General features: G+C 57.8%; 22 protein-coding genes. 15 read left to right on the forward strand and 7 right to left on the reverse strand.

Translation table 11 applies throughout. From position 1 onward, the window contains the following. Positions 1-86: 86 nt before the first annotated feature. Positions 87-1,958, reverse strand: a complete 1,872-nt coding sequence (glmS, locus tag ACP3TE_RS13300; protein WP_332487181.1) for a glutamine--fructose-6-phosphate transaminase (isomerizing) — start codon at positions 1,956-1,958, stop codon at positions 87-89. A gap of 167 nt (positions 1,959-2,125) precedes the next feature. On the opposite strand from glmS, the gene coaA reads away from it, so the two are divergent. The 7 genes from coaA to tsaD all read left to right on the forward strand — a co-directional run bounded on the left by coaA (position 2,126) and on the right by tsaD (position 7,743). Then, positions 2,126-3,085, forward strand: coding sequence for a type I pantothenate kinase (coaA, locus tag ACP3TE_RS13305; protein WP_105657688.1), 960 nt, complete (start codon positions 2,126-2,128; stop codon positions 3,083-3,085). Between the two features lie 110 nt (positions 3,086-3,195). Beyond that, the gene (gene mscL, locus ACP3TE_RS13310) at positions 3,196-3,594 is read left to right on the forward strand and encodes a large conductance mechanosensitive channel protein MscL (RefSeq protein WP_105657635.1); all 399 of its coding nucleotides are present in this window, start codon (positions 3,196-3,198) and stop codon (positions 3,592-3,594) included. 144 nt (positions 3,595-3,738) lie between these two features. Beyond that, positions 3,739-4,938 carry an alanine racemase gene (alr, locus tag ACP3TE_RS13315; RefSeq protein ID WP_105657634.1) on the forward strand — a complete coding sequence of 400 codons (1,200 nt, stop codon included), beginning with the start codon at positions 3,739-3,741 and terminating at the stop codon, positions 4,936-4,938. Next, a complete protein-coding gene (tsaE, locus tag ACP3TE_RS13320) occupies positions 4,931-5,509 on the forward strand; it encodes a tRNA (adenosine(37)-N6)-threonylcarbamoyltransferase complex ATPase subunit type 1 TsaE (protein ID WP_105657687.1) in 579 nt (192 codons plus the stop codon). The genes alr and tsaE overlap by 8 nt, the downstream gene beginning before the upstream one ends. Then, positions 5,502-6,179 carry a tRNA (adenosine(37)-N6)-threonylcarbamoyltransferase complex dimerization subunit type 1 TsaB gene (gene tsaB / locus ACP3TE_RS13325; protein WP_133833638.1) on the forward strand — a complete coding sequence of 226 codons (678 nt, stop codon included), beginning with the start codon at positions 5,502-5,504 and terminating at the stop codon, positions 6,177-6,179. The genes tsaE and tsaB overlap by 8 nt, the downstream gene beginning before the upstream one ends. Continuing rightward, entirely contained in the window at positions 6,176-6,667 is a 492-nt protein-coding gene (rimI, locus tag ACP3TE_RS13330) for a ribosomal protein S18-alanine N-acetyltransferase (RefSeq protein ID WP_133833639.1), read from the forward strand. Before tsaB ends, rimI begins: the two co-directional genes overlap by 4 nt. After that, positions 6,664-7,743 (forward strand): tRNA (adenosine(37)-N6)-threonylcarbamoyltransferase complex transferase subunit TsaD, encoded by a 1,080-nt coding sequence (gene tsaD / locus ACP3TE_RS13335; RefSeq protein ID WP_133833640.1) that lies wholly within the window; start codon positions 6,664-6,666, stop codon positions 7,741-7,743. The genes rimI and tsaD overlap by 4 nt, the downstream gene beginning before the upstream one ends. Before the next feature lie 397 nt (positions 7,744-8,140). Here the strand turns inward: tsaD and ACP3TE_RS13340 are convergent, their stop codons facing one another. The 6 genes from ACP3TE_RS13340 to ACP3TE_RS13365 all read right to left on the reverse strand — a co-directional run bounded on the left by ACP3TE_RS13340 (position 8,141) and on the right by ACP3TE_RS13365 (position 14,088). Continuing rightward, a complete protein-coding gene (locus ACP3TE_RS13340) occupies positions 8,141-8,335 on the reverse strand; it encodes a hypothetical protein (RefSeq protein WP_133833641.1) in 195 nt (64 codons plus the stop codon). A 28-nt stretch (positions 8,336-8,363) separates the two neighbouring features. Then, positions 8,364-8,768 carry a hypothetical protein gene (locus tag ACP3TE_RS13345; RefSeq protein WP_133833642.1) on the reverse strand — a complete coding sequence of 135 codons (405 nt, stop codon included), beginning with the start codon at positions 8,766-8,768 and terminating at the stop codon, positions 8,364-8,366. Positions 8,769-8,968: 200 nt separating this feature from the next. Beyond that, entirely contained in the window at positions 8,969-10,141 is a 1,173-nt protein-coding gene (locus tag ACP3TE_RS13350) for a metallophosphoesterase family protein (protein WP_133833643.1), read from the reverse strand. 234 nt (positions 10,142-10,375) lie between these two features. Then, positions 10,376-11,674, reverse strand: a complete 1,299-nt coding sequence (locus ACP3TE_RS13355; RefSeq protein WP_332487194.1) for an MFS transporter — start codon at positions 11,672-11,674, stop codon at positions 10,376-10,378. A gap of 39 nt (positions 11,675-11,713) precedes the next feature. Further along, positions 11,714-12,619: a carbohydrate kinase family protein gene (locus ACP3TE_RS13360; protein ID WP_426733864.1), complete on the reverse strand. Its 906-nt coding sequence runs from the start codon at positions 12,617-12,619 to the stop codon at positions 11,714-11,716. Further along, positions 12,616-14,088, reverse strand: coding sequence for a GH32 C-terminal domain-containing protein (locus ACP3TE_RS13365; protein WP_388022687.1), 1,473 nt, complete (start codon positions 14,086-14,088; stop codon positions 12,616-12,618). The genes ACP3TE_RS13360 and ACP3TE_RS13365 overlap by 4 nt, the downstream gene beginning before the upstream one ends. A gap of 122 nt (positions 14,089-14,210) precedes the next feature. On the opposite strand from ACP3TE_RS13365, the gene ACP3TE_RS13370 reads away from it, so the two are divergent. From ACP3TE_RS13370 to ACP3TE_RS13405, 8 genes are all read left to right on the forward strand, one after another. Then, positions 14,211-15,239: a LacI family DNA-binding transcriptional regulator gene (locus ACP3TE_RS13370; protein WP_286134199.1), complete on the forward strand. Its 1,029-nt coding sequence runs from the start codon at positions 14,211-14,213 to the stop codon at positions 15,237-15,239. Between the two features lie 371 nt (positions 15,240-15,610). Further along, complete coding sequence (locus tag ACP3TE_RS13375; protein WP_105657624.1) at positions 15,611-16,636, forward strand: LacI family DNA-binding transcriptional regulator; 1,026 nt, start codon at positions 15,611-15,613, stop codon at positions 16,634-16,636. A gap of 44 nt (positions 16,637-16,680) precedes the next feature. After that, complete coding sequence (locus tag ACP3TE_RS13380) at positions 16,681-18,357, forward strand: ABC transporter substrate-binding protein (protein WP_332487202.1); 1,677 nt, start codon at positions 16,681-16,683, stop codon at positions 18,355-18,357. Positions 18,358-18,430: 73 nt separating this feature from the next. Continuing rightward, positions 18,431-19,408 carry an ABC transporter permease gene (locus ACP3TE_RS13385; RefSeq protein ID WP_134779750.1) on the forward strand — a complete coding sequence of 326 codons (978 nt, stop codon included), beginning with the start codon at positions 18,431-18,433 and terminating at the stop codon, positions 19,406-19,408. 5 nt (positions 19,409-19,413) lie between these two features. Then, positions 19,414-20,388, forward strand: coding sequence for an ABC transporter permease (locus ACP3TE_RS13390; RefSeq protein WP_105657621.1), 975 nt, complete (start codon positions 19,414-19,416; stop codon positions 20,386-20,388). After that, positions 20,385-21,302 (forward strand): ABC transporter ATP-binding protein, encoded by a 918-nt coding sequence (locus ACP3TE_RS13395; RefSeq protein WP_105657620.1) that lies wholly within the window; start codon positions 20,385-20,387, stop codon positions 21,300-21,302. Before ACP3TE_RS13390 ends, ACP3TE_RS13395 begins: the two co-directional genes overlap by 4 nt. Further along, positions 21,299-22,246, forward strand: coding sequence for an ABC transporter ATP-binding protein (locus ACP3TE_RS13400; protein ID WP_332487209.1), 948 nt, complete (start codon positions 21,299-21,301; stop codon positions 22,244-22,246). Before ACP3TE_RS13395 ends, ACP3TE_RS13400 begins: the two co-directional genes overlap by 4 nt. Positions 22,247-22,254: 8 nt before the next feature. After that, complete coding sequence (locus ACP3TE_RS13405; protein ID WP_332487211.1) at positions 22,255-23,835, forward strand: glycoside hydrolase family 32 protein; 1,581 nt, start codon at positions 22,255-22,257, stop codon at positions 23,833-23,835. Positions 23,836-23,838: the final 3 nt, after the last annotated feature.

Consider the following 23,838-nt stretch of genomic DNA (forward strand, 5'->3'; position numbering starts at 1 on the left):
CCTATCAGTTTATCCAGTGCTTGCAGGGCATAAAAATTGCGGGCATTCCCGGAAAGGGAATGCCCGCAATTCTGGTGCTCGGTGGATTACTCCACGGTCACCGACTTGGCCAAGTTGCGTGGCTGGTCGACATCGAAGCCCTTGGCGGATGCCAGTTCGCAAGCGAAGATCTGCAGTGGCACGGTGGCCAGCAGAGGCATCAGCAGGGTTGGGGTTTCTGGCACGTAGAAGACCCACTCGGAGAAGTCCTTGACCGCAGCATCGCCATCTTCGGCAATAACCAGGGTCTTAGCGCCACGGGCGCGCACTTCCTGGATATTGGAGACAACCTTGGAGTGCAGCGAGTCGCGACCACGAGGGGAAGGAACTACGACGAACACTGGCTGGCCATCGTCGATCAGGGCGATAGGGCCGTGCTTCAGCTCGCCAGCGGCGAAGCCTTCAGCATGGATGTAGGCGATTTCCTTGAGCTTCAAGGCGCCTTCCATTGCTACCGGGTAGCCTACGTGGCGGCCCAGGAACAGCACGGAGTTGGCATCTGACATGTTGCGTGCCAGATCCTTGATCTCTTCCGCGCGGTCCAGGACGTCCTGGATCTTGGAAGGGATCTTGCCCAGGTCGGCAAGGATGTCCTTGATCTGGCCCTGGAACAGGTTGCCGCGCAGCTGCGCCAGGTACAGGCCCAGCAGGTAGGTTGCGGTGATCTGTGCCAGGAATGCCTTGGTGGAAGCCACAGCAATTTCCGGACCAGCGTGGGTGTACAGCACCGCATCCGATTCGCGTGGGATGGTCGATCCGTTGGTGTTGCAGATCGACATGGTCTTGGCGCCCTGCTCCTTGGCGTAACGCACAGCCATCAAGGTGTCCATGGTTTCGCCGGACTGGGAGATCGAAACGATCAGGGTCTTTTCGTCCACGATTGGCTCGCGGTAGCGGAACTCGTGGGAGAGCTCAACTTCTACCGGGATACGGCACCACGACTCGATAGCGTACTTGGCCACGGAGCCGGCATATGCCGAGGTGCCGCAAGCAAGAACAACAATCTTGGAGATTTCGGCCAGTTCCTCTGGAGCGATACGCAGTTCGTCCAGGGTCAGTCGGCCATCAGCGTCCGAGCGGCCCAGCAGGGTGTCGGCAACAGCTGCAGGCTGGTCGAAGATTTCCTTCTCCATGAAGGATGGGAAGCCGCCCTTTTCAGCGCTGGCTGCATCCCAGTCAACGGTGAATTCCTTGCCTTCGGCCGGGTTGCCGTCGAAGTCGGTGATGGAATGGTTATCCGGGGTGATGGTTACGATCTGGTCCTGGCCCAGTTCTACGGCGCGACGGGTGAAGTCGATGAAGCCGGAGACATCCGAACCCAGGAAGTTTTCGCCATCGCCCAGACCGAGAACCAGAGGGGAGTTGCGGCGAGCCGCAACGACAACACCTGGGTGGTCCTGGTGAACTGCCAAGAGGGTGAAAGCACCTTCGAGCTGCTGAACAGCAAGCTGCATGGCGCGGGTCAAATCGCCTTCGGCCTCGGAGCTGTAGAGCTTGCCCAGCAGAGCTGCGGCAACCTCGGTATCGGTATCCGAAAGGAATTCAACGCCCTCGGCTGCCAAGCCGGCCTTGATGCCGGCGAAGTTTTCAATAATTCCGTTGTGGATCATGGCAAGTTTGCCACCATCGGCCAGGTGTGGGTGAGCGTTCTGATCGCTCGGACCACCGTGGGTTGCCCAACGAGTATGCCCAATGCCGGTCATCGACTTAGGCAATGGGGACTCGGCAATTTCATTTTCCAGATTGACCAGCTTGCCGGCCTTCTTACGAGAATGAATGGCGCCATCGGCAACAACAGCGACACCAGCCGAGTCGTAGCCGCGGTATTCCAACCGACGCAAACCTTCAATTAGAACGTCGAGGGCGCCATGATCGGCGACCTGGCTCGAGGTTCCTGCATATCCAACAATTCCGCACATGGGAAAAATCCTACCGGTTCAATGCCCATCGATGGGAATAATCGTGTCGGAGCACTCAAAATTACCTATGTCTTAGATCACCAGTCGGCCGTTTTTTGACTAATCCAAACGCCTTGTTGATGTTGTTAATTGGGATGTGGAGCATATTCTTGGCAGAATTTACCCTCGTGGAACCACACGGAACACTTGAAACGCCTATCTCGCCTTTCGTTGAACTGGAGCGCGAGACATGGGCGCGCCTGTCCAATCAAATGGAACAGCCGCTGAATTATTCGGACATTGAGCGGCTACGCGGCCTCGGCGACCAGCTGGACTTGCAAGAGGTCCGGGACGTCTACCTGCCACTGAGCCGCCTGCTGTCGCTTTATGTCGAGGGTGCCGGCGCGACGCATCAGGCAACCACTACCTTCTTGGGCGAGCAGACCAGCCGCACGCCTTTTGTCATCGGCGTCGCCGGCTCGGTTGCCGTGGGAAAGTCCACAACTGCCCGTGTTCTGCAGGAAATGCTGCGCCGCTGGCCGCATACGCCTGATGTCCAGCTCATAACCACTGATGGCTTCTTGTACCCGAATGCCGAGCTTGAGCGCCGCGGGATCATGCACCGCAAAGGGTTCCCCGAATCCTATGACCGGCGGGCGCTGCTGCGCTTTGTCTCGGCGGTAAAGTCTGGTGCCCCAGAAGTAAGCGCTCCGGTCTACTCGCACCTGACCTACGACATCATCCCGGGGGAGCGCAACGTAATCCGCTCACCGCAGGTATTGATTGTCGAGGGACTGAACGTATTGCAGCCTGCTCGAACCCGTTCCGATGGGACCGTGGGCCTGGCCCTGAGCGACTTCTTCGACTTCTCCGTCTACGTGGATGCGCGTACCGCGGATATCGAAGAGTGGTACATCAAGCGGTTCATGCGTCTGCGCTCCGGTGCCTTCTCCGACCCTGCCAGCTACTTCCACCGCTATGCCCAGCTCACTGATGTCGAGGCACGGGAAACTGCTCACGGTATCTGGAAGCGCATTAACGAGCCGAACCTCAGGGAAAACGTCTTGCCTACGCGTGGGCGGGCGCAATTAGTACTGCGCAAGGCGGCGGATCACTCGGTGCGCAGGATGCTATTGAGGAAAATCTAGGCTTCTTCAGCTGATATTTAAGCAAACGATTTCTGTGAGTTTGCCGAACTATTACAGATCGGAGCCCAAATTCGTAGTCGTGCTGTGATTTTCCTGTGTATGCTCTAACCATGCTAAAAGGTTTCCGCGATTTTATTATGAAGGGCAACGTTGTCGATCTGGCCGTTGCTGTTGTTATCGGCGCTGCCTTCGGCGCCGTAGTCACCGCCTTGGTCGATAATGTGCTGATGCCATTGATCGCCGCCCTGGTTGGATCTCCAAACTTCGACAGCTTCTTGTTGCTAACCATTGACGGCGTTGACATCAAGTTCGGTGTCTTCCTGACTGCACTGGTCAACTTCCTGCTGATTGCTGCAGCTGTCTACTTCGCGCTGGTTCTGCCAATGACCAAGCTCAACGAGCGACTGGCTGCACGCCGTGCTGCCGGTGCAGAAGAGCCAGAGGAAGAAGTAGATCCACAGCTGGAGCTGCTCGCCCAGATCCGCGACGAGCTGAAGACTCTGCGCTAAGCCCTGACAAACATCCGTCTCCAAGGGGCGGACCCAGCAACACAGTTGCTTGGGTCCGCCCCTTCCGACTTTAACTCGCACTATGTGCCGAACTGCGCACGGGTGAACAAGGCAAGCGGAACCGAAAAGTGCGAAGATGAATAGGTGAACTCTGAAGCGCTTGAAGAAAGCAACCTGACAAAGAGCACCAGCGGTGCACAGGCTATCGGATTTGAACGTCGTGCAGTCATTGACTTGTCGGCCATCCGCAACAACGTCAAGCAGATTTCTGATGTTGTAGCCCCAGCTGCAGTTATGGCCGTCGTCAAAGCAGACGCCTACGGCCATGGAGCTATCCCCGTAGCCAAGGCCGCCTTGGAGGGTGGCGCCCGCTGGATCGGGTGTGCCCATGCGACGGAAGCTCTCGCCCTGCGTGAAGCGGGCATCGATGCTCCCATGATGGCCTGGCTGCACACCGAGGACACCCCATTCGAGGCCGCCATTGATGCCGGTCTTGATCTGGGAGTCTCAGGCTGGGAACTTGAATACGTTGCCGCCGCAGCACGTGCCGTGCAGACACCGGCACGTATCCACATCAAGGTGGACACAGGACTTGGCCGCAATGGCTCCACTATGGATGCCCTGCCTGATCTGTTGAACCGCGCCAGCGACTTCCAAGAAGAAGGACTGCTGCGCGTAGTTGGCATCTTCTCCCACCTCGCGGTCGCAGATGAGCCAGAGCGGCCCGAAACGGACGAGCAGCTGGAAATCTTCAACAAGGCCATAGAACTGGTAGAAGCAGCCGGCTTCGATCTTGAAGTGCGCCATATCGCCAATACGCCGGGTATCCTTTCGCGACCTGATTCGCACCACGACATGGTGCGCTTGGGGTTGGGCTTGTATGGCCTGAGCCCCTTTGAAACCGACTCGCCAGAAAGTTTCGGCCTGCGTCCAGCCATGACAGTGAAGACCCGCGTGGCTAACGTCAAGAAGGTCCATCCGGGGCAGGGCGTGTCCTACGGCCTGAATTACAAGACTGAAGCGGAGACCTACCTCGGGCTGATCCCCATGGGCTATGCAGACGGTTTGCCGCGCATCGCAACAGGTGCGCCGGTAACAGTTAACGGACGCACCTACCCGGTACGCGGACGCATCGCCATGGACCAGTGCGTCATTGATCTGGGCGCGGACATCAAGCCTGAGGACTTCCTCGGCGCCGAGGCGATTATCTTCGGTAAAGGCGGGCAGTCGGTGAACACTTGGGCCTATGCGGCGAACACCATCAACTACGAAGTGGTAACCCGCATTTCTCCGCGCGTGCCCCGCTACTACATCGAAGGCAGCTGGGGTGAAGCCGGTGAGTAACCCGGTGCGGGAATTCTCCTGCCAACTAGATGACCTCACTGTTACCGAAGCGCTGGGGGAAGCTCTTGGTGCCCAGCTCAAAGCCGGAGACTTGGTGATTCTTACCGGGGCCTTGGGCGCTGGTAAGACGACCCTGACTCAGTCACTGGGCGTGGGACTGAATGTACGCGAGGGAATCATCTCCCCTACATTCGTTTTGGCCCGCCAGCACCCGGCGCTAGGCGATGGCCCCGGACTGATCCACGTGGATGCCTACCGCTTGAAGGGCCACGACGACGTGGACACCCTGGATCTCGAATCAACGCTGGCTGATTCAGTCACCGTTGTGGAGTGGGGGCTGGGCAAGGTGGAACATCTCACGGACTCGCGTCTGGAAATCCAGCTGGACCGCGAAGCCCTGGCCGCACCGAGTGCCAACCCGTGGGAAGAATCGGAGGAAGAGCTGGACGAGCCGCGGTTGTTTAGCCTGAAGGGGATCGGCCCGCGCTGGGACGAGGACACCTTTGCCCAGTTGAAAGACACTTTGCTGTCTGCAGTAACTGCGCAGCACACGGAAGAGAAGCATGCCTAACTACTTAGCTATCGACACCTCCGCCAACGCATCGGTGGCACTGGTTGACAAAGCCACCTGTTCAGTTGTCGACCAGCGGGTTTCATCCAAGGGGAACGACCAGACCGAAACCCTGTCGGCATACGTCAAGGAACTCTTGGACGCTCATGGACAGAAAGGCCAAGACCTCGCCGGCATTATTGTCGGCGTAGGCCCAGGCCCATTCACTGGCCTGCGCGTGGGACTGGTTGCCGCACGAACCTTCGGCTTCGTATGGCAAATCCCCGTGTACGGTGTGATGTCATTGCACGCGCTCGCCGAACAGGCGCTTGACTCAAGTCAGGTTCCGGCTGAATTCGTTGTGGCTTCCGATGCACGTCGCAAGGAAGTGTACTGGGCTCGATATGACCAAGACGGCACCATGGTGGATGGCCCGCACGTTTCCGCAGCTTCAGCGCTTCCGGCATTGCCGGTCTACGGCGTTGGTGCCGGGATCTACGCTGAACAACTTGAAGAGGCAGGCTCCCAGCCAATGCCTGAGTCCTTTGAATGGATTGCAAACGCCGGCCATCTTGCCCGCCGTGGCATGAATGAACTGGCAGCGGGCAAGGATCTTTCTGATACTTCGCCACAGTACCTGCGTGAATCCGACGCGCAGGTTCCGGCATTCATGAAGCAGACCAAATCATGAGTGAAGCAAATCAGATCACTTTGCGCCGCATGGCCGCAGAAGATCTGCCGGCTGTCCACGAGCTGGAACAGCAGCTGTTTCCAGAAGACGCGTGGCCGCTGGCAGGTTTTGAATCCGAGCTAGCTCAGAGTGATACCCGCACCTACTGGGTCTATGCGGACGCTGGTCGAGTTGTCGGCTATGCCGGCCTCTGCGTGGTCTTGCCGATTGCCGATGTGCAAACTATTGCCATGCACCCGGACTACCAAGGGCGAGGCTTGGGACGCAAGCTTTTGGCATTGCTCATCCAGACCGCAGGCGAGAAGAATGCATTGGATGTGATGCTCGAAGTTCGCTTTGATAACCCCGGTGCCATTGGTCTGTATGAATCCATGGGATTCACTACCATTCACCGTCGCAAGGGCTACTACAAGGGCGGGGTAGACGCGCTTATTATGAGACTGCCGCTGGATGTCCAGCAAGGACAAGAGGAAGAACGCAACGCATGAGCAACACAGAACCCGTAGTACTGGGCATCGAGTCTTCCTGCGATGAAACCGGCGTGGGCATCGTGCGCGGCAATAGGCTGCTTGCTAACGCTGTCTCCAGTTCCATGGATGAGCACGTACGCTTTGGAGGAGTGATTCCAGAGATCGCAGCGCGTGCACACCTGGAAGCCTTTGTGCCCACCCTGCAGTCAGCTCTGGACACCGCGGAACTGACTCTTGATGACATTGACGCCATTGCCGTGACCAGCGGTCCAGGCCTGGCCGGTGCTCTGATGGTTGGAGTTTCGGCAGCCAAGGCTCTGGCGTTGGCTACAGGGAAGCCGTTGTACGGGATCAACCACTTGGTTGCTCACGTAGGTGTTGGCGTTCTCGAAGGAACCGTATTGCCGCCAACTTTCGGGGCACTGCTGGTCTCAGGGGGGCACACCGAAATCTTGAAGGTCACTTCGCTGACTAACGACGTGCAGCTGTTGGGCTCCACGATTGATGATGCAGCCGGTGAAGCCTATGACAAGACTGCTCGTTTGCTGGGTCTCGGGTATCCAGGTGGTCCGGCTATCGACAAGGCGGCTAAGGATGGAGACCGAAAGGCATTCCGATTCCCTCGCGGCTTGTCGCTGCCGAAGTTCGTGGGCAGTGCCGAGAATCCTGGCAAGCACCGCAACAACTTCTCGTTCTCAGGACTGAAGACTGCTGTAGCCCGCTGCGTCGAGCACTTCGAGGCCAACGGAGAAGAAATTCCTGTCGCTGATATTGCTGCGTCATTCCAGGAAGCAGTCGTTGACGTGATCACGTCGAAGGCAGTCCGGGCGATGCAGGAACAGGGACTGAAGACTCTGCTTCTGGGCGGGGGAGTGGCGGCGAATACTCGACTGCGTGAACTTCTGGCGGCCCGATGTGCTTCTGCGGGCATAGCCTTGGTGGTTCCTCCGTTTAGCTTGTGCACGGACAACGGCGGAATGGTTGCAGCTCTCGGCGCGCAGCTGGTTGCTGATGGCGTTTCTCCGTCTGGGCTGGAATTCGCAACCGACTCTTCGCAGCCGGTAACGAACATCGTTTTGAATTCTCGAAGCTAGACACCTGGGCAACCTCAGTTTGAGGCCACCACGTACAGGCGGTGGACCCCAAACTAATTTCTAGGGTTGTCCATCCTAATCGGCATTCGTAGTCAAGATCTGTCGGTCCAAGACTAAACAAAACTCCTAACGGGGTCATGAGCCACTGAGTGGAAAAGCGAACAGCAAGACCTCTTGCACCTATGTACGTCTATGTGTCTCAGGGTAATGATTCGTCATAGCATCACGTTGCGAAGGCTTCCTAGCCCGATCTTGCAAACCAGTCGCAAGAAGAAAATGAACTATCTCGTCCGGGGCATCCACCTCTAGCTAGGCATTGATTGCCTTTTGCGTCCTTCTCCCGAGGTGTAGGTGATCTTGTCAATAGTCTCGGGAAGACTTGGCGATGAACTGAAATCTATCGGTCCATTTGCAATCGCTTCACGTTGTAACTGCTCGTGTGGTTCGGCGTGCACATGATCGATTCGACGGCATTGATTTGGTCGTCGTCGCTGATTCCGGTGTCTTCGAATAGCTCGTTGATCTGCTTAATCTGTCCGTCGAAAGTGCGTAGGGTCGTCTCCCGCACAACGCCCGAATCGGCTGCAGTCACCTCTCGATTCCCTTGCCTTGCCCACCCACTAGCTCCAGGTCCTGTGCTTCTTGCACCTCAGGGCATAGTGGGTGAGCGCCGCATCGGAAAGGTCCAAGCTGTTGCCGGTGGCTGTGGTCTGCAGTGCCTTGGCCAGTAGCTTCAGGTAGATCGCGAATTTCTCGATTCGGGTGCTGCCGTAGTCGATGACCTGCGAGAAGAAGTCGTAGGACTTGTTGAAGGCGCCCGCGGTTTTGCGGAATTCGACTGGTTGTTCCGGTTCCAGAGTGTTGTTATCCTGCGTGGCATTCCTGCGGCGGTCGTGGAATACGTCGATGGGAGGTTGCAGGTGTGAGTCCGAGCCCTTGTGGTTGTGTTGGGCTACCCACTTCATGGCGACCTGGTCCACGTCCTTGTCGCTGTAGCTCCCCATCGAGTCCGGTTTCATGATCATGTCGAAGATGATGCCGGGTTGGATTCCTCGTGGATGGAGGCGTCTTCGTAGAAGGTCTGGAACGCTTTACAAATACGCCAGCCATGGTTTCCAGCTGTTCGATAATTTGCCGTTACCAGTTTCGCTGCGGTAAAAAAGTCTGGGCAAGACGAAATCGCTCATTCGTCGGTCGGTTTCGTCTTGCTCAGAACTTGTCTTGGCTATGGAAGCGGCAGTGGCCCTTCGATCGGTTGTCCCTGAGTACCCATGTCGATACCCAGATCCTTGGCGAACACGGTGCGGGTTCCGGCGTAAACGCTGTTCTTGTTCTCGTCGAGTTCGAAGACCCGGGCGCCGCGTAGGTGATGGTTCTCGGTCCCACCGAGGCCGTAGGTGCCGAAACCGGTACCTGGACCGTAGCCGAGCTCGATGCCGTAGTAGTCACCCATGTAGGTGTTGATGTGGTCGTGGCCGCAGTACACGCCCCGGACATCTCCGCGTTCCTGCAGCGCGGCGAACATGCCGGAATTGAATGCGCCGGTGTAGACGCCCTCGTTCTTCACTCCGACGATAGAGTGCTTCTTGATGGCCTTCTCGTGGTCAGCGTCGTTCGAGGTGAACTGGGCGCCGTACCACATGTGGTTGTGCTCCCACAGTGGTATGTGGAAGAACATTAGCGACTGAACCTTGCCGTAGCGGTTTTCGGTGGCTATGGAAGCCTCGCGATACCAAGCGATCTGCTCGGGACGGATCCAGTCGTAGGACATGAGGCCCTCGAAGTCCTGGCCGCCAACAGTCTTTGGAGCGTAGCGGTTCGAATCAAGCAGCCAGATGCCAAAGACAGGTTTGGCGCTCTTCGAGGAAGCGATCAGCAACTGGGAATTCGATTCGCCAACAATCTTGTCATTCTTCGAGTTGGCATTGAACTCATAGCCTCGGATGAAGTTCAGGATCTTTGCCTCGTCCATGCCTGTGCCATTGGGCATTGAATCTTCATCGTGATTGCCGAAGGTAAGTGCCCAAGGGATACCGCGGGACTCCATCGGCTGCACGACGTTGTTGATAGCCTGCTTGACTTCGGTAACTGTTTGAGAGGAGCCATTGATTACATCGCCGTTGATCAGGGCGAAGCCGGGCTTCTCGGCATCCAGAACCTTCTCCATCAGCTCAATGGTGCGACGATCGGTGCGCGGTCCATCCTGGGTGTCATTGAACTGAACGATCTTGAACTTGCCATCTGCCGCGAATTTCAGTTTTGGCCTGGGAGCCGTTCCCGGATTCTCAGCCGGTGCTGGGGATGCAGTGGCGCTGTTGGCGGCGAAGAGTCCGGTGATAGCGGCTGCGGTGCCGGCAACCAATATCCCGCGACGTGGAACAGAAGACGATGTTTTCATGGAGACCTTTCAAAATGATTCTGTGATTCGCCGTGTAATTATCGTGGCGACAATGTTTAGATCGTAGGAATCCAGAGTGACGAAATGATGAAATTAAGTCATCGACAATAGGTGTGCAACATAAATAAACCCAATGCAGAAGTTGCGCATTTTTGACATTCCTTACTCAAACGAGAGCGGGGTGGGATGTCGTCGAATTCGACAACATCCCACCCCGCTTCGCCTAATAGTCAGCTATGAGTTCATGGCAGCTTTTGAATGACGCATGAACGGGTCACCATCTACCTGCTGATCATCTTTTTTGAGAGCGAAGAATCCGTAGATCCCAGCTAATAGCACAACTAGAGAAATCACGATGAAGGTCTGCTGGTAGCCCATACGGTCATGGAGCGCACCGAGGGGAGTGGACAGAATGACGTTGCCAATCTGTGCCGATACTTGGAACCCAACCATGTATAGGGTTGCCGACAGTGCCGGATTGAAGTGCAGCGTGAAGTAACGGAAGATCGGCAAGATGAATAGCGGTGTCTCAATGGCATGCAACATCTTGATTGCCGAGACCAGCACCGGATCGTCAACCAGAGCGCAGCCGATGATGCGGACAAACATGATGGCCACTCCCAGTAGCAATGCTGAACGAATGCCTATCCGGCGCATGACCAGGGGGATGATGCCAAGCATGGCCGCTTCAACGAACACCTGAACTGAGTTCAAGATTCCGTATACCCGCTGTCCGGTCTCGGGTGATTCAAATAGGCCGGTGTAGAACTCGGGGAACATCTGCTGGTCGAAGACGGTATAGAACGTCCAAGAGAGCATGACGAACAAGATGATCAGCCAGAGACTCGGCAGACGGAATAGCCTGAACATCTCACGAATTGTCGGTGTAGTTGCGGGGGAAAGAATTTTCCTGCCGGAACCGGCGGCGATCACTGGCTGACTATTGGTACGGCCCAGCACCAGCAGCAGGAGATGGGCCAGGCCCAGAACGGACCCGATCCAGAAGTTCAGCATGGGGTTGATAGTGAACAGGAAGCCGGCCGCCAATGCGACCAGAGCGTAGCCAAAGGACCCCCACATGCGGGCCTGCCCGTATTCAAAGTTGAAACGGCGGCTGTAGCGTTCGGTCAAGGCTTCAAATAGCCCAACTCCGGCTAGGAAACCAGTTGACAAGACAATGGCGCCAATGAGCACGCCGGCCATGAACTGGGACTGCAATAGTGGCTGGTAGACCCACGTGCAGAATGGCCCGATCAGGGCGGTCACCGAGGCAAGAATGGTGGCCAGATGCTTTCTGTCGCCAAGCCGATCCTGAATGGCCCCGTAGGCAAACATCAGGATCAGCGTTGCCAGGGAGTTTACCGAGTAGAGCGTGCCGACCTGTGCCCCGGTGAGTCCTAGACCTGCTGATTCGCTGGTGAGCCAGATCTGGAAGAAGGACCACCAGATGCCCCACGATGCGAAGAACAGGAGCATCGAGAAGGAACTCTGGAGGTAAATAGGATTTTTGTAAGTAGTCGTAATGCCAGCCATCTTTGTCCTGGATTCTTTCGTGAACGCTGCGAAGCGTAGTTACTGAGCGATTGCGAGGGAGAAGTCTTTAATCCACGGGGGATTGGCTCCGGCTTGTGCCACTGTCAGTGCAGCTGACGTTAAGGCCTGACGAAGTGCCTCTTCAACATCTTGAGATTTAGCCGTTGCGCCGTGACGAAGAGCTTGAGCGAATTCTGGATTAGCCAGCACTCCAAAGAGCAGCCCGGACATGAAGGCGTCCCCGGCACCTATGGTGTCCACAAGATTGGTGGGAGAGGCAGCGACATCAAATTGCCGTCCCGAGGAAAGCGCCACGCAACCATCGCCGCCCTGAGTCATCACCGCCAAGGCTGGGCCGAGGCTGGCTACGTGCTTCAGAACCTCCCATGGCTCTAGGCCTGGGTATAGCCACTGACCATCAACGTCGCTGAGCTTCACGATGTGGCTCAGGCCCATCAGCAGCTCAATGCGTTGCAAAGCCGAGTCCCGGTCCTCGAGAAGATCCGGACGGAGGTTAGGGTCATAGCTTCGAAGTGAATCGTCTGATGCATTCTTGAAAGCATCGACAATGATTTGACCCGAGGGTTCAATCCAAGCAGCGATGGAACCGGTGTGCAGCAATTCGCTGGAATCATCAGCGGGGACAGCAGGAATCTGCTGGTGGATGTCGAAGGTGTAACGAGCATTGAAGTGCTCATCCATCACTACCTGGGCTACGGACGTGGGATGCCCAGTTACTGAGCCGGCGGCAACATGCACTCCCGCCTGATCCAGGTGCTCCGCAATTTGAATGCCGTAGGAATCCTGACCGAATTCCGTATAGAACTGAACATCATGTCCCAGCCGGGCAAGCCCGACGGCGACATTCAGCGGTGATCCGCCAGGATGCGCAGTTTCTTCAACAACGTCGACGAGGGATTCGCCCATTACGCTAATGCGGCTCATGCCTTGGGCTCCAGTGCGTTATCAGAGAGTTCTTGAACTTTGAAAGACGCATTCGCACCAGTTGCGACGCGCAAGGTCGCGTAGGCCAGCGCTGCCTCACCGGTGAGCTGATCCGTAAGGGAACGTCGACCACCAGCAGCTAGGATTTCGATAGATCCGTGATCCACGAGAACTTTCACATCTAGTTCATCCGAACCAGCGGGCAGAGGCATGCGCTGGTTGGAGGCGTAGAGCTCGTGGTCTACCTTGCCTGCTTCGCGGCGGTGCTGAATCAATTCGGATTCAACGGTGAGTTCGCTGATAAGAGTGTCATCGGCGCGGAATAAGGAAAGGACTGCTGGTTCGGTTGGGCTGGTAGCAAACGTCAGTTCAACCAGAGCGGGGGAGCCCAGCTCAATACGATTTTCGCCAGCGTTGGCCTTGCTTGATGCAACGTCGGCTTTTGGCAATCCGAGAATGCGCTGGCGAATGTCAAACTTGCCGTTGGAGTCTTTCACCAAATCCAGCCGGCGTGCGGCGCTCATGGATCCGCGCCATCCGTCGTGGGGGAGCTCGCGGGCGTAGTCCCAGTTGCTCATCCAGGCAATGAGAGTTTGCTCGTCTAGTGGCAAGCCGTGGAAGCTGACACCTGCATAGAAGTCGCGTCCCCAGTCCAGCCAGTCGCCCTGCTTCAAGGATTCGTATCCGAAGCTATCCCAAGTTTCCTGAGTCTCATCAGGAGTGAAGGTGGTGCCGTTGAATTCACCAATGAAGTACTGGGTACCTGAGCCGCCGGCCACGCCGCCTGGGTTCAGCGAAACAATTAGAACCCACTTCAGCTGGTCTGTGCCGGCAACTGGTAGCTGGAATAGATCTGGGCATTCCCAGATTCCGGCAACAGCAGCCTGGGGTCCGAAGCTGGAGAGCTCGGTCCAGTCCTTGAGGTTCTCAGAACGGTAGATCATCACTCGGCGATCAATGGCTTCAACAGCAACCATGACCCAGAAGGAACCCTGCTCGGATTCGTATCGGATGACCTTTGGGTCGCGGAAGTCCTTGGACCCTCGATCCAGAACTGGATTCTGCCCGTATTTGGTGAAAGTGATTCCACCATCCAGCGAGTAGGCGATGGCTTGGGACTGGTTGGTCTCATCCTTGGCTGCCGCGGTGTAGATGGCAACGACCGGCGCAACCGTGCCGTCGCCGAAGCCGCTGGTATTTTCGTGGTCCACCACGATGGAGCCGGAGAAGATATCAGCCATGTCGCCGTGCAGAATCGCGATAGGAAGTTCTTCCCAGTTCACCAGATCGGTGCTGACCGCGTGGCCCCAAGACATGAATCCGTGGCCTACGCCGTGAGGATTGTGCTGGAAGTACAGGTGGTATTGCTTTCCGTCAAAGAACAATCCATTGGGGTCATTGATCCAGTTTTTCTTCGCAGTGAAATGTAGCTGTGGTCGCTTCACCGCGACCTGTTGAGTTTCGGGCAACGCTGCCATCCTTCGATATGAGTTGGCTAAATGGATTTAGCACAAGACTCTAACAGCGTGGCCGAATCACTGCAATAGGCTAGGGTCGAATAATTGCATTCGAACTGTCTCAAGAGGGAAATGTGGAATCGCCTAAAGCCAAGCGGATAACAATTGCTGACGTTTCAGAAGCTTCGGGGATGTCCAAGGCTGCCGTCAGCATGATCCTGAACAATAAGCCGGGCACGCGACTGTCCGCCGAAGCCACGGAACGAGTGCGCGCGGCCGCCAAGAAACTGGGTTACCGGCCAAATGCGGCAGCCCAATCCTTGCGAAGCGGGAAGACGCGCACCCTGGGGTTCATCTCTGATCAAGTTACCGTGACTCGTTTTGCTTCCGAAATGATCACCGGCATCCTGCGCGCAGCGGAAGAGCGAGACCATACGGTGCTCATTGCTGAGACCTTCGGCAAGCCAGAGCAAATGGCTGAAGCAATAACGCAGATGACCCACCGGGACGTTGACGGGCTGATTCTTGGGTTCATGGATTCTCGCCAACGTGATTTGAAGATCCCGAAAACTGGATTGCCCACCGTGCTGGTCAACGGCATTGACGACAGCCCTTGCGTCGCAGTGCTTCCCAATGAGATGGATTCGGGGGCTAAAGCCGTGCAGAGGGTTATCGAATCCGGGGCGAAGAGTGTTGCGGTCATCGGTGAACTTGAAAACGCCGAAAAGGATCCGCGAACCTATCCAAGTATCTCTCGCCGCTTCGGCTCCCTGCGCAGAGCCTTGGCGGAATCAAACCTCGAAGTACTGGGCCACTGGGTGCTCGACGACTGGAACCCCACCGACGGATATGAAGCAACAATCCGGATGCTAGCCGACGGGTACAACCCTGACGCCATCATTTGCGCCAATGACCGCGTGGCCATGGGTGTCTTCCAAGCGCTCGCCGAAAATGGCCTGAAGCCAGGAACGGACCTGTCCGTGCTGTCTTTCGATGACGAGATCATTGCCAGCTACCTTCGCCCGCAATTGACCTCTATTCGACTTCCATATGAGGGGATGGGTGCTCTGGCCGTTGAGCTTCTGCTCGATGGAAAGCTGGAGCCCGGGGAGCATCAGATCGACATGCCGCTCATCGAGCGCGAGTCCATGAAATCCCGCTGACTCGCGGGCACAACCGAGCTGGCCGGTTCCGCGAACCTGATTTCCACGATTTCCTTTGTGTCCACCAGTGCCATTTCGGGGAATGGCTGCCATGCTTCGGGGTGCTGATTACGCCTCTGCCCTGTGGCATCGTGTCCCATTTGCCCTACTCAGCTGAATGAAGCCAAGGGATTCCCATGTCTTGGATCCATGGCCTTGACGGTCAGGAGTCGATCCTGTCAATGATTTTCACTGCCGCAAAACTTCTTCCTTGACAGCCGTAAGTGATGTAGGTTACCTTATTTCACAGCGTAGTAACGCGCGTTACTGAATCGTGTTAGCAAACCCTTGGCACGACGCGAAACGCACTGATCTCGAAGGGGAGGAGGGGCATGTCTCAGCAGTCAGTGACCATGGCCGACGTTGCCAAAGCAGCCGGGGTGAGCCGAACAACCGTCTCATTCGTACTCAACGGCCGGATGGAATCAAGCATCCCCGAAACCACAAGAGAACGAATCAACCAAACGGCGCGCGAACTGGGCTACCGCCCCAACGCAGCCGCACGAACCTTGGCCAGCAAACGCAGCTCCTGGTTCGGGCTGGTGACCGAAATTGCCACCTCGCCCTTTGCCACTGACGTGATCAAGGGAGCGCAGCAGGCAGCATGGAAAGACGGCAACTTCCTCCTTATCGCACCCAGCGACGATGATCCAGGCATGGATAACCTCGCCGTTGAGAAGTTGCTTGAACAGCAGGTTGGCGGATTGATCATCGCGACTTCCTGGCACCGCCAAATCACGGTGCCGGAAAATGCAAAATCAGTTCCCTGCGTACTGGTCAACTGCTTCGATGCCGGCGGCCAATTGCCATCAATTGTTCCGGATGAATTCGGAGGCGGATACGCTGCCGCTGAAATCCTGGCCAAGGCCGGGCACACCAGCATCGGGCACATCACTCTCAAAACAGGAATTCCTGCGCAAATCGGACGCCAAGCCGGTATGAAGCAGGCCCTGCGCGATCACGGAATTGAATTCGATGATTCCCGGATCGTGCCTGGTGATGGAACTGCCGACAGCGGGTACCACGGTACGCAAACGCTGCTAAGCCAACTGGATCCGCCTACCGCAATTTTTTGCGGAAATGACCGGATCGCCATGGGCGCCTATGACGCAATCAAGGAACGCGGATTGCAGGTGGGAAAAGACATTTCAATCGTCGGATTCGATGATCAGGAAATTCTGGCACCGCATATGCGGCCAAAGCTGACAACCATTGCCTTGCCCTTCGAAGAACTGGGCATGGCGGGGGTGTCCCTATTGAATCAAATGGTAGAGGGCTCGCCGATCGAGAATCGCCAAATTACCATCGGCTGCCCCCCACGCATTCGTTCGTCTGTGGCCATGCACGGCCGCAGATGAACTTCCCCTCCGCTACACATCACATGAATGGATGAGGAACTTCAATGATAATCAAATACTTACGTCGCGCGCACCTTGCCGTGGCCGCGACCGCTGTGGCCGGCACCCTCGCCTTGAGCGGATGCGTCGCATCGAATCCAGGCGGAACTGAAGGGGGCGACGGATCAGCCAACGCCGCGTTCCTGACCATTCCGCGCGAGGACATGGGAACCTTCTCAAAAAACTTCAACCCCTTCTCGCCCAATGCTGCGCCAATGACCGGGCAGTCCATTTACGAATCCATGCTGGTCTACAACCCGGCAGGCGGCGACACCGTGCCTTGGCTGGCCACGGAGTGGAGTGCAGGCAAAGACGGAAAGTCGCTGGCCTTCAATCTGCGTCCGGGCGTTAAATTCTCCGATGGCACCCCGCTGACGTCCAAGGACGTCAAGCTCTCAGTTGAACTGCAAAAGGAACTGCTCGGCGGCTATGACTACCTGAAGTCCATCAAGACTCTCGATGACTCGACCATCGAGTTCCACTTCAAGCAGGCATTCACCCCGGCCCTCTACGAACTGGGCCAGCAGGTGATTGTTCCGGCCCACATCTGGTCCAAGTTCGACAAGCCCGGAAATGAAGAGAACCCGAAACCGGTAGGCACCGGACCATACACCGAAGTAGCCAATTTCCAGGCGCAGTCCTTCGAATTGGGCAAGAACCCATACTATTGGCAACCCGAGAAGCAGAATATCGGCGGCATCCGCATGCTCGCTTTCGCCGGCAACGACGGAGCCAACCTCGCCGCCATCTCCGGCGATGTTGACTGGACGCAAACCTACATGCCGGATATCCAATCGACCTACGTGGACAAGGATCCGGAGCACCGTCATTTCTGGTTCCCGACCACTGGCGCCGAAATCAACTGGCAGCTGAACACTACCAAGAAAGAATTCTCGGATGTTCGCGTACGCAAGGCGTTGAGCATGGCCGTAGACCGCGAACAGGTTGTCAAGGTCGGCATGTCCGACTACGCCAAACCAGCGGACTGCACCGGACTGTCCGGCAACTATGACAAGTGGCGCGACGCTGCGGTCGTCGAACAGTGCGACTGGACCACGCGGGATGTGGAAGGCGCAAAGAAGCTTCTTGATGAAGCAGGCTTCAAGGAGAATGCACAGGGGCAGCGCACCACCGCCGCTGGCAAGCCATTCACCTTCGATATCTCCGTGGGTTCAACCTCCTCGGATTGGCTTTCGGTAGCGAATATCATCGCCCAAAACCTCCAGGACGTGGGCATCAAGGCCACTGTTGATTCGCCGGATTGGGCCGCGGTGACCGCAAGCTACGAAACCGGTGAATTCGACACCGGAATCGTTTGGACCGCTAACGCTCCGACTCCTTACCAGTACTACCTCAACCTCATGGGCAGCCAGAACGTCAAGCCCGTGGGCAAGCAGACCTTTGACAACTACCACCGGTTCAGCGATAAAAAAGCAGATGAGCTGTTGAACAAGTTCGTGGCTGCCGGCGATGAGGGAGAACAGAAGCAGATCGTTAACGACCTGCAGGCTCGCTACAGCGAACTGGCACCGGTAGTACCGCTATTCGCCGGCCCGGAATGGGGTGCCTACACCACTGAGAACTTCGTGGGTTGGCCAACCGAAGATAACCCGTATGCCACGTTGAGCAACCGGGCCCCGACCACCGTTCTGGTGCTCACCAGCCTGGAACCAGCGAACTAGCAACATTTTCCCTTCGCAGCGGGCGGATACCGTCCGCCCGCTGCGTTGCGATCCTTAGCCAAGGACACACAACATGAGTTTCCTCCTACGGCGCTTGGGCTTTTATCTCCTAGCCTTCTGGGCGTCAATCACCCTGAATTTCCTTCTACCGCGGCTGATGCCAGGCGATCCCGTCACCCGCATGCTGTCCCGCTCGCAGCAACGGCTTGAGCCACAACAAGTCGAAGCACTTCGAACCCTGATGGGAGTGGACGGCGGCCCCATCATCCCCGAATACTTTGGCTATCTTGGCCGTGTCTTGACCGGCGACTTTGGGATGTCGATTTCCCGTTTCCCCACTCCAGTCTCCGAGGTCATCGCCTCGCAGCTGCCGTGGACCTTGCTGCTGGGACTGACTTCATTGATTTTCGCCGTGATCCTCGGAAACCTCCTGGGCATCCTTGCCGCCTGGCGCCGTGGCGGCTTCTTGGACTCGGTTGCTCCACCGCTGCTGGTGTTCATCGGTTCTTTCCCGTATTTCTGGCTAGCCATGGGGGCCTTGTACATCTTCGGCATCAACATGGGCGTCGCCCCGATGCGCCATGCCTTCTCCGTAGGCCTGGTTCCCGGATTCAATCTCGAATTCATCCTGGACGTTGCAGCGCACCTGGTCCTGCCCGCGCTGACCATCGTGCTGGTTTCCCTGGGCGGCTGGATGCTGGGCATGCGCAACACCATGATTGCCACCAACTCCGAAGACTACATTTTGATGGCCGAGGCCAAGGGGCTGCGACCGCACCGCATCATGCTGAACTACGCGGCACGCAACGCGATGCTGCCATCGGTCACCAGCATGGGCATGAGCATCGGCTTCATCGTCGGCGGCGCACTGCTGACCGAAGTGGTATTCGCCTACCCAGGCGTCGGCTACCAGCTGCTCGGCGCTGTCCAAGGCCTTGACTACCCGCTGATGCAGGGCATGTTCCTGACCATTACTGCCGCGGTGCTGATAGCCAACTTCCTCGTAGACCTTGTCTACGTCCGACTCGACCCTCGCGTGCGGAAAGGCTGATCGCCATGACCCAGAATGCTACAGATCCACAGACTCTGGCTGCCTCGCAACCAGCGGAGGAAAGCGGCTCCGCGCGTGCCAGAGTCAGTGCTACCCGGTTGCTGCGGACTTTGCTCCGCAACGGCAAGGCCGTGGCTGGGCTCAGCATCCTGCTTGCCTTTATCATCCTGGCCTTGCTTGCCCCGGCGCTCTTCCCCGGGGATCCGTCGCGGATTACCTCGGCCGGTGCCAGCGCACCAAGCATGGAGCATTGGCTGGGTACCACCAGCAAGGGCCAAGACGTTTTGGGGCTGACCCTGTGGGGTGCCCGCTCGTCGCTCTTCGTCGGCTTCGCCGCCGGCATCCTCTCCACCATTGTCGGCGTGCTGGTCGGGTTGAGCGGGGCCTACTTCGGCCGCGGCCTGGACGAGGTGCTCTCCCTGGTTACCAACGTCTTCCTGCTGGTGCCCGGCCTGCCGTTGCTGGTGATCCTGGCGGCATTCATGCCGCCTGGTCTTGGCACGGTGATCGTGGTGCTAATGATTACCGGATGGGCAGGCAGCGCACGCGTCATGCGTTCCCAGGCCATGTCCATCCGCGGAAAAGACTATGTTGCCGCGGCTTTGGTATCGGGCGAGCGCCCGCTGCGCATCATGGTCCGCGAAATGCTCCCCAATATGGCCTCGGTCGTCATGACCACGCTGCTTGGCTGCATCATCGGCTCCATCGGCGCACAGGCTGGGCTTGAATTCCTGGGCTTGGGCGACGTGAACACCATCTCCTGGGGTACCAACCTGTTCTGGGCGACCAGCGACGGATCGCTGATGCTGGGCCAATGGTGGATTTTCGTGCCATCGGGCCTGGCCATCGCCTTGGTCGCCTTCGCCTTGGCCCTGTGCAACTACGCGGTGGATGAAATCACCAATCCGCGCCTGCGCCGCCCGAAGCATGCAACGAAAAGCACCGCGGCGACTACCGTGGTGCGAAAGGAAGAAAAATGAGCGTCCCGGTATTGGAAGTCCAGGACCTGACCGTCGAGTACGTCAGCGACGAGAGAGCTGTGCGCGGCGCTGACCGGGTCAGCTTCGCCATCCACTCCGGTGAAATCTTCGGTTTGGCGGGGGAGTCCGGCTGCGGCAAGTCCACCATTGCCAACTCGATCATGCGCTTGCTGAAAGATCCTGCGCGGATCACCCACGGCAAGATCCTCTTTGAAGGCCAAGATGTGCTGGGCATGGACGAAGCGGAACTGCGCGCCTGGCGCTGGAACAACGTCGCCATGGTATTCCAGTCGGCGATGAACTCATTGAACCCGGTCACTCGAATTGGCGAGCAGTTTGTCGACGTGATCCGCACGCACCGTGGCGGCACCCGTGCTGCCGCGGTGCAGCGCGCCGAAGAGCTGCTCACCATGGTGCGCATCGATCCGGCGCGATTGCGGGCCTATCCGCACCAGCTTTCAGGCGGACAGCGCCAGCGCATTGTCATTGCCATGGCCTGTGCGCTGAACCCGCGGTTGCTGATCCTGGATGAGCCCACCACGGCGCTGGACGTAGTGGTTCAGCAAGAAATCCTGGAGCAGATCAGGGAACTGCAAAGCGAACTCGGATTCGCCATCCTGTTCATCACCCATGACATGTCGCTGATGCTTGAGCTCTCCGATCGCATTGGCATCATGTACGGCGGGCGCATCGTGGAGCTGGCACCGGCGCCGTCGTTGCGCCATGGTTCGAAGCACCCCTATACGCAGGCGCTGCTCGGAGCGTTCCCGCCCCTGCACGGACCGAAAGTCAAGCTCACCGGCTTGGCCGAAGGCACCAGATTCACCAACATCAAGGACCTTAGGCAGGTAGGCGAAGGCCATTGGGTCGCCCCGACCCAAGCCCCGGTCCTCACTCAAGGAGAACTGCCATGACCTCGACAGCTGCCAAGCACGCCTCTATGGTGCCAGTGGTGCGTATCCGTTCGCTGAGCAAATCTTTCACCAGCACCGCACTGTTCCGTCGCACGAAGGTTCCGGCCCTGAGGGGTATCGACCTGGAGCTGCACCGCGGTGAAATCGTGGCGCTGGTGGGCGAATCAGGTTCCGGTAAATCGACGTTGGCCCGCTGCTTGGCATTGCTTGAGGTACCGGATTCCGGGGAAATGCTGGTCAATGGAAAGGACATATCCGGGCTCAAGGGATCAGCGGCCCGGAACTACCGCAGCGAAGTGCAAATGGTGTTCCAAGACCCTTTCGGTTCGTTGAACCCGGCCTTCCGAGTGGAGCACATCCTGGAACGCGCCTTGGCGCTGCACCAGCCAAGCATCAAGTCCAAGCGCGCAGAAATGGCCAAGCTGGTGTCCACCGTCGGGCTGAGCCCGGATGTGTTGTCCTCATTCCCGCACGAGCTCTCCGGCGGACAGCGCCAGCGCATTGCAATCGCCCGCGTGCTGGCAGCCAAGCCGAAAGTCATCCTGGCCGATGAGCCGACCTCCATGCTGGATGTCTCGGTGCGGATCGGCGTGCTGAATCTGCTGCACAAGCTGCGCGATGAGCATGGGATCTGCATCCTCTATGTCACCCACGACTTGGCATCCGCCCGCTATCTCTCGGACCGGATCGCGGTACTTAACGAGGGGCGAATAGTCGAGTCGGGCGAGTCCGTGCAGCTGCTGGACAATCCCCGGCATCCATACACCCGGCTGCTGGTGGGCGCGGTACCCGACCCGGACCGCGACAGCAGCCAGGATGCGTCGAAGCGCGCGGCCCTGCGTGAACAGATCCACCGCTGGTCGGCCAGCACCACCCTGAAAAAGCACATGATCGATGAATCACGCCAGCACTGGGTGCTGGCCGGCGAAAGCGAAATGAATTGAATCTGGATATGAATGCCGCCTACGGCAGCGCCTCCCGGAGAAATGTTGTCAAAACCCTGGCTGCAGCCACCGCTTTGGGGCTGGCCGGGGTTGGCCCAGATGCAGCCCATGCCGCTCCCGCAGGCAGCTCCAAGACCAAGAGGGGCGTTTCCCCGGCCATGAGCTACCGTCCCACCTACCACTTCAGCGTCCCCGACAATTGGAAGAACGACCCGCAGCGTCCGGTGTATCTTGATGGCGAATACCTGTACTACTACCTCTACAACGAGGACTACATTCTCGGCGGCAATGGGACCAGCTGGCGCATGGCGAGCACCACTGACCACGTCAATTTCACTGACCGCGGCGTAGCTATCAGCAAGCATGAGAGCCCCAACGGGGACTGCTGGTCCGGATCAATTGTCATCGACCAGCAAAACACCGCAGGATACGGGAAGGGCACGCTGATTGCTTTGGTCACCCAAGCCCCCAATGGCGTGCAGGCCCAGTACCTCTGGTACTCCACCGACAAGGGACGCAGCTTCAAACCCGGAGGGACCGAACCGGTTCTGGCCAACCCGGGCACCGATGCCTTCCGAGACCCGAAGGTGATCTGGCATGAGCAGAGCTCTCAGTGGGTCCTGCTCAATGCCGAGGGAGACCGCATCGGAATCTATGCTTCGGCGGATCTGAAGCAGTGGACGAGAACCAGCGAATTCGTGCGCACCACTCTGGGCATTCTTGAATGCCCAGATCTCTTCCAGATCCAGGCTTCGGATGGTTCCAGGCATTGGGTGCTGGGAACCAGCGCTAACGGCAAGCCCCGCGATTTGCCCGCTACCTACGCCTACTGGATTGGCGACTTCGACGGAAAGGCCTTCACTGCTTCTCAGGCCGAGCCGCAATGGCTGGATTGGGGCTTCGACTTCTACGGCGCGGTGACCTATCCGGACCACCACGCCGATGGCAGCGAAAATCCCGGAATGCGCCGCGCCATTGGCTGGAACAACTTCTGGGATTATCCGCATAATGCTCCGAGCATGGCCACCGATGGCTACAACGGAGACGACATGATTGTGCGCGAGGTGCGGATGGTTGCCGGACCGAATGGCAATTACCTCGCTTCTGTTCCGGTGGCGCAGCTGGACAGGCTAGCCCGTGCAACCACCAAGTTCGGCAGCCCTGTGGTTTCGGGGGAGAAGATTCTCCCGTTCTCCAGCAGTGCTTATGTGCTGCAGTGCGAATTGCAGTGGGACCCGGCCAACCCGCCGGAAAACATCGGTTTCGAGCTGTGCCGGGCCGTATCCGGAACGCGCCATGTGGCAACCGGGCTCTATTTGGCCGGCGGGTTCGCCTATGTGAATCGCAAGCCGGGCTTCCATCCGGGGGATAAGGGCGAATCCAAGAGCCCATTGGAGGTACCGAGCGGGAAACTCGACGTGCGCATCCTGGTGGATCGCTCTAGCGTCGAGGTGTTCTTCGGCGACGGGCGGCTCGTCCACTCTCATCGCGTGTTCCCGCTGTCCACTGATGCCGGGATCAAGCTCTTTGTCTCCGGCGGGAAAGCGTCATACAAGAATCTCACGGCGCGCGAGCTGGGCTTCGCATAGGAG

The sequence above is a fragment of the Glutamicibacter sp. 2E12 genome (assembly GCF_050030965.1).
GTDB lineage: Bacteria > Actinomycetota > Actinomycetes > Actinomycetales > Micrococcaceae > Glutamicibacter.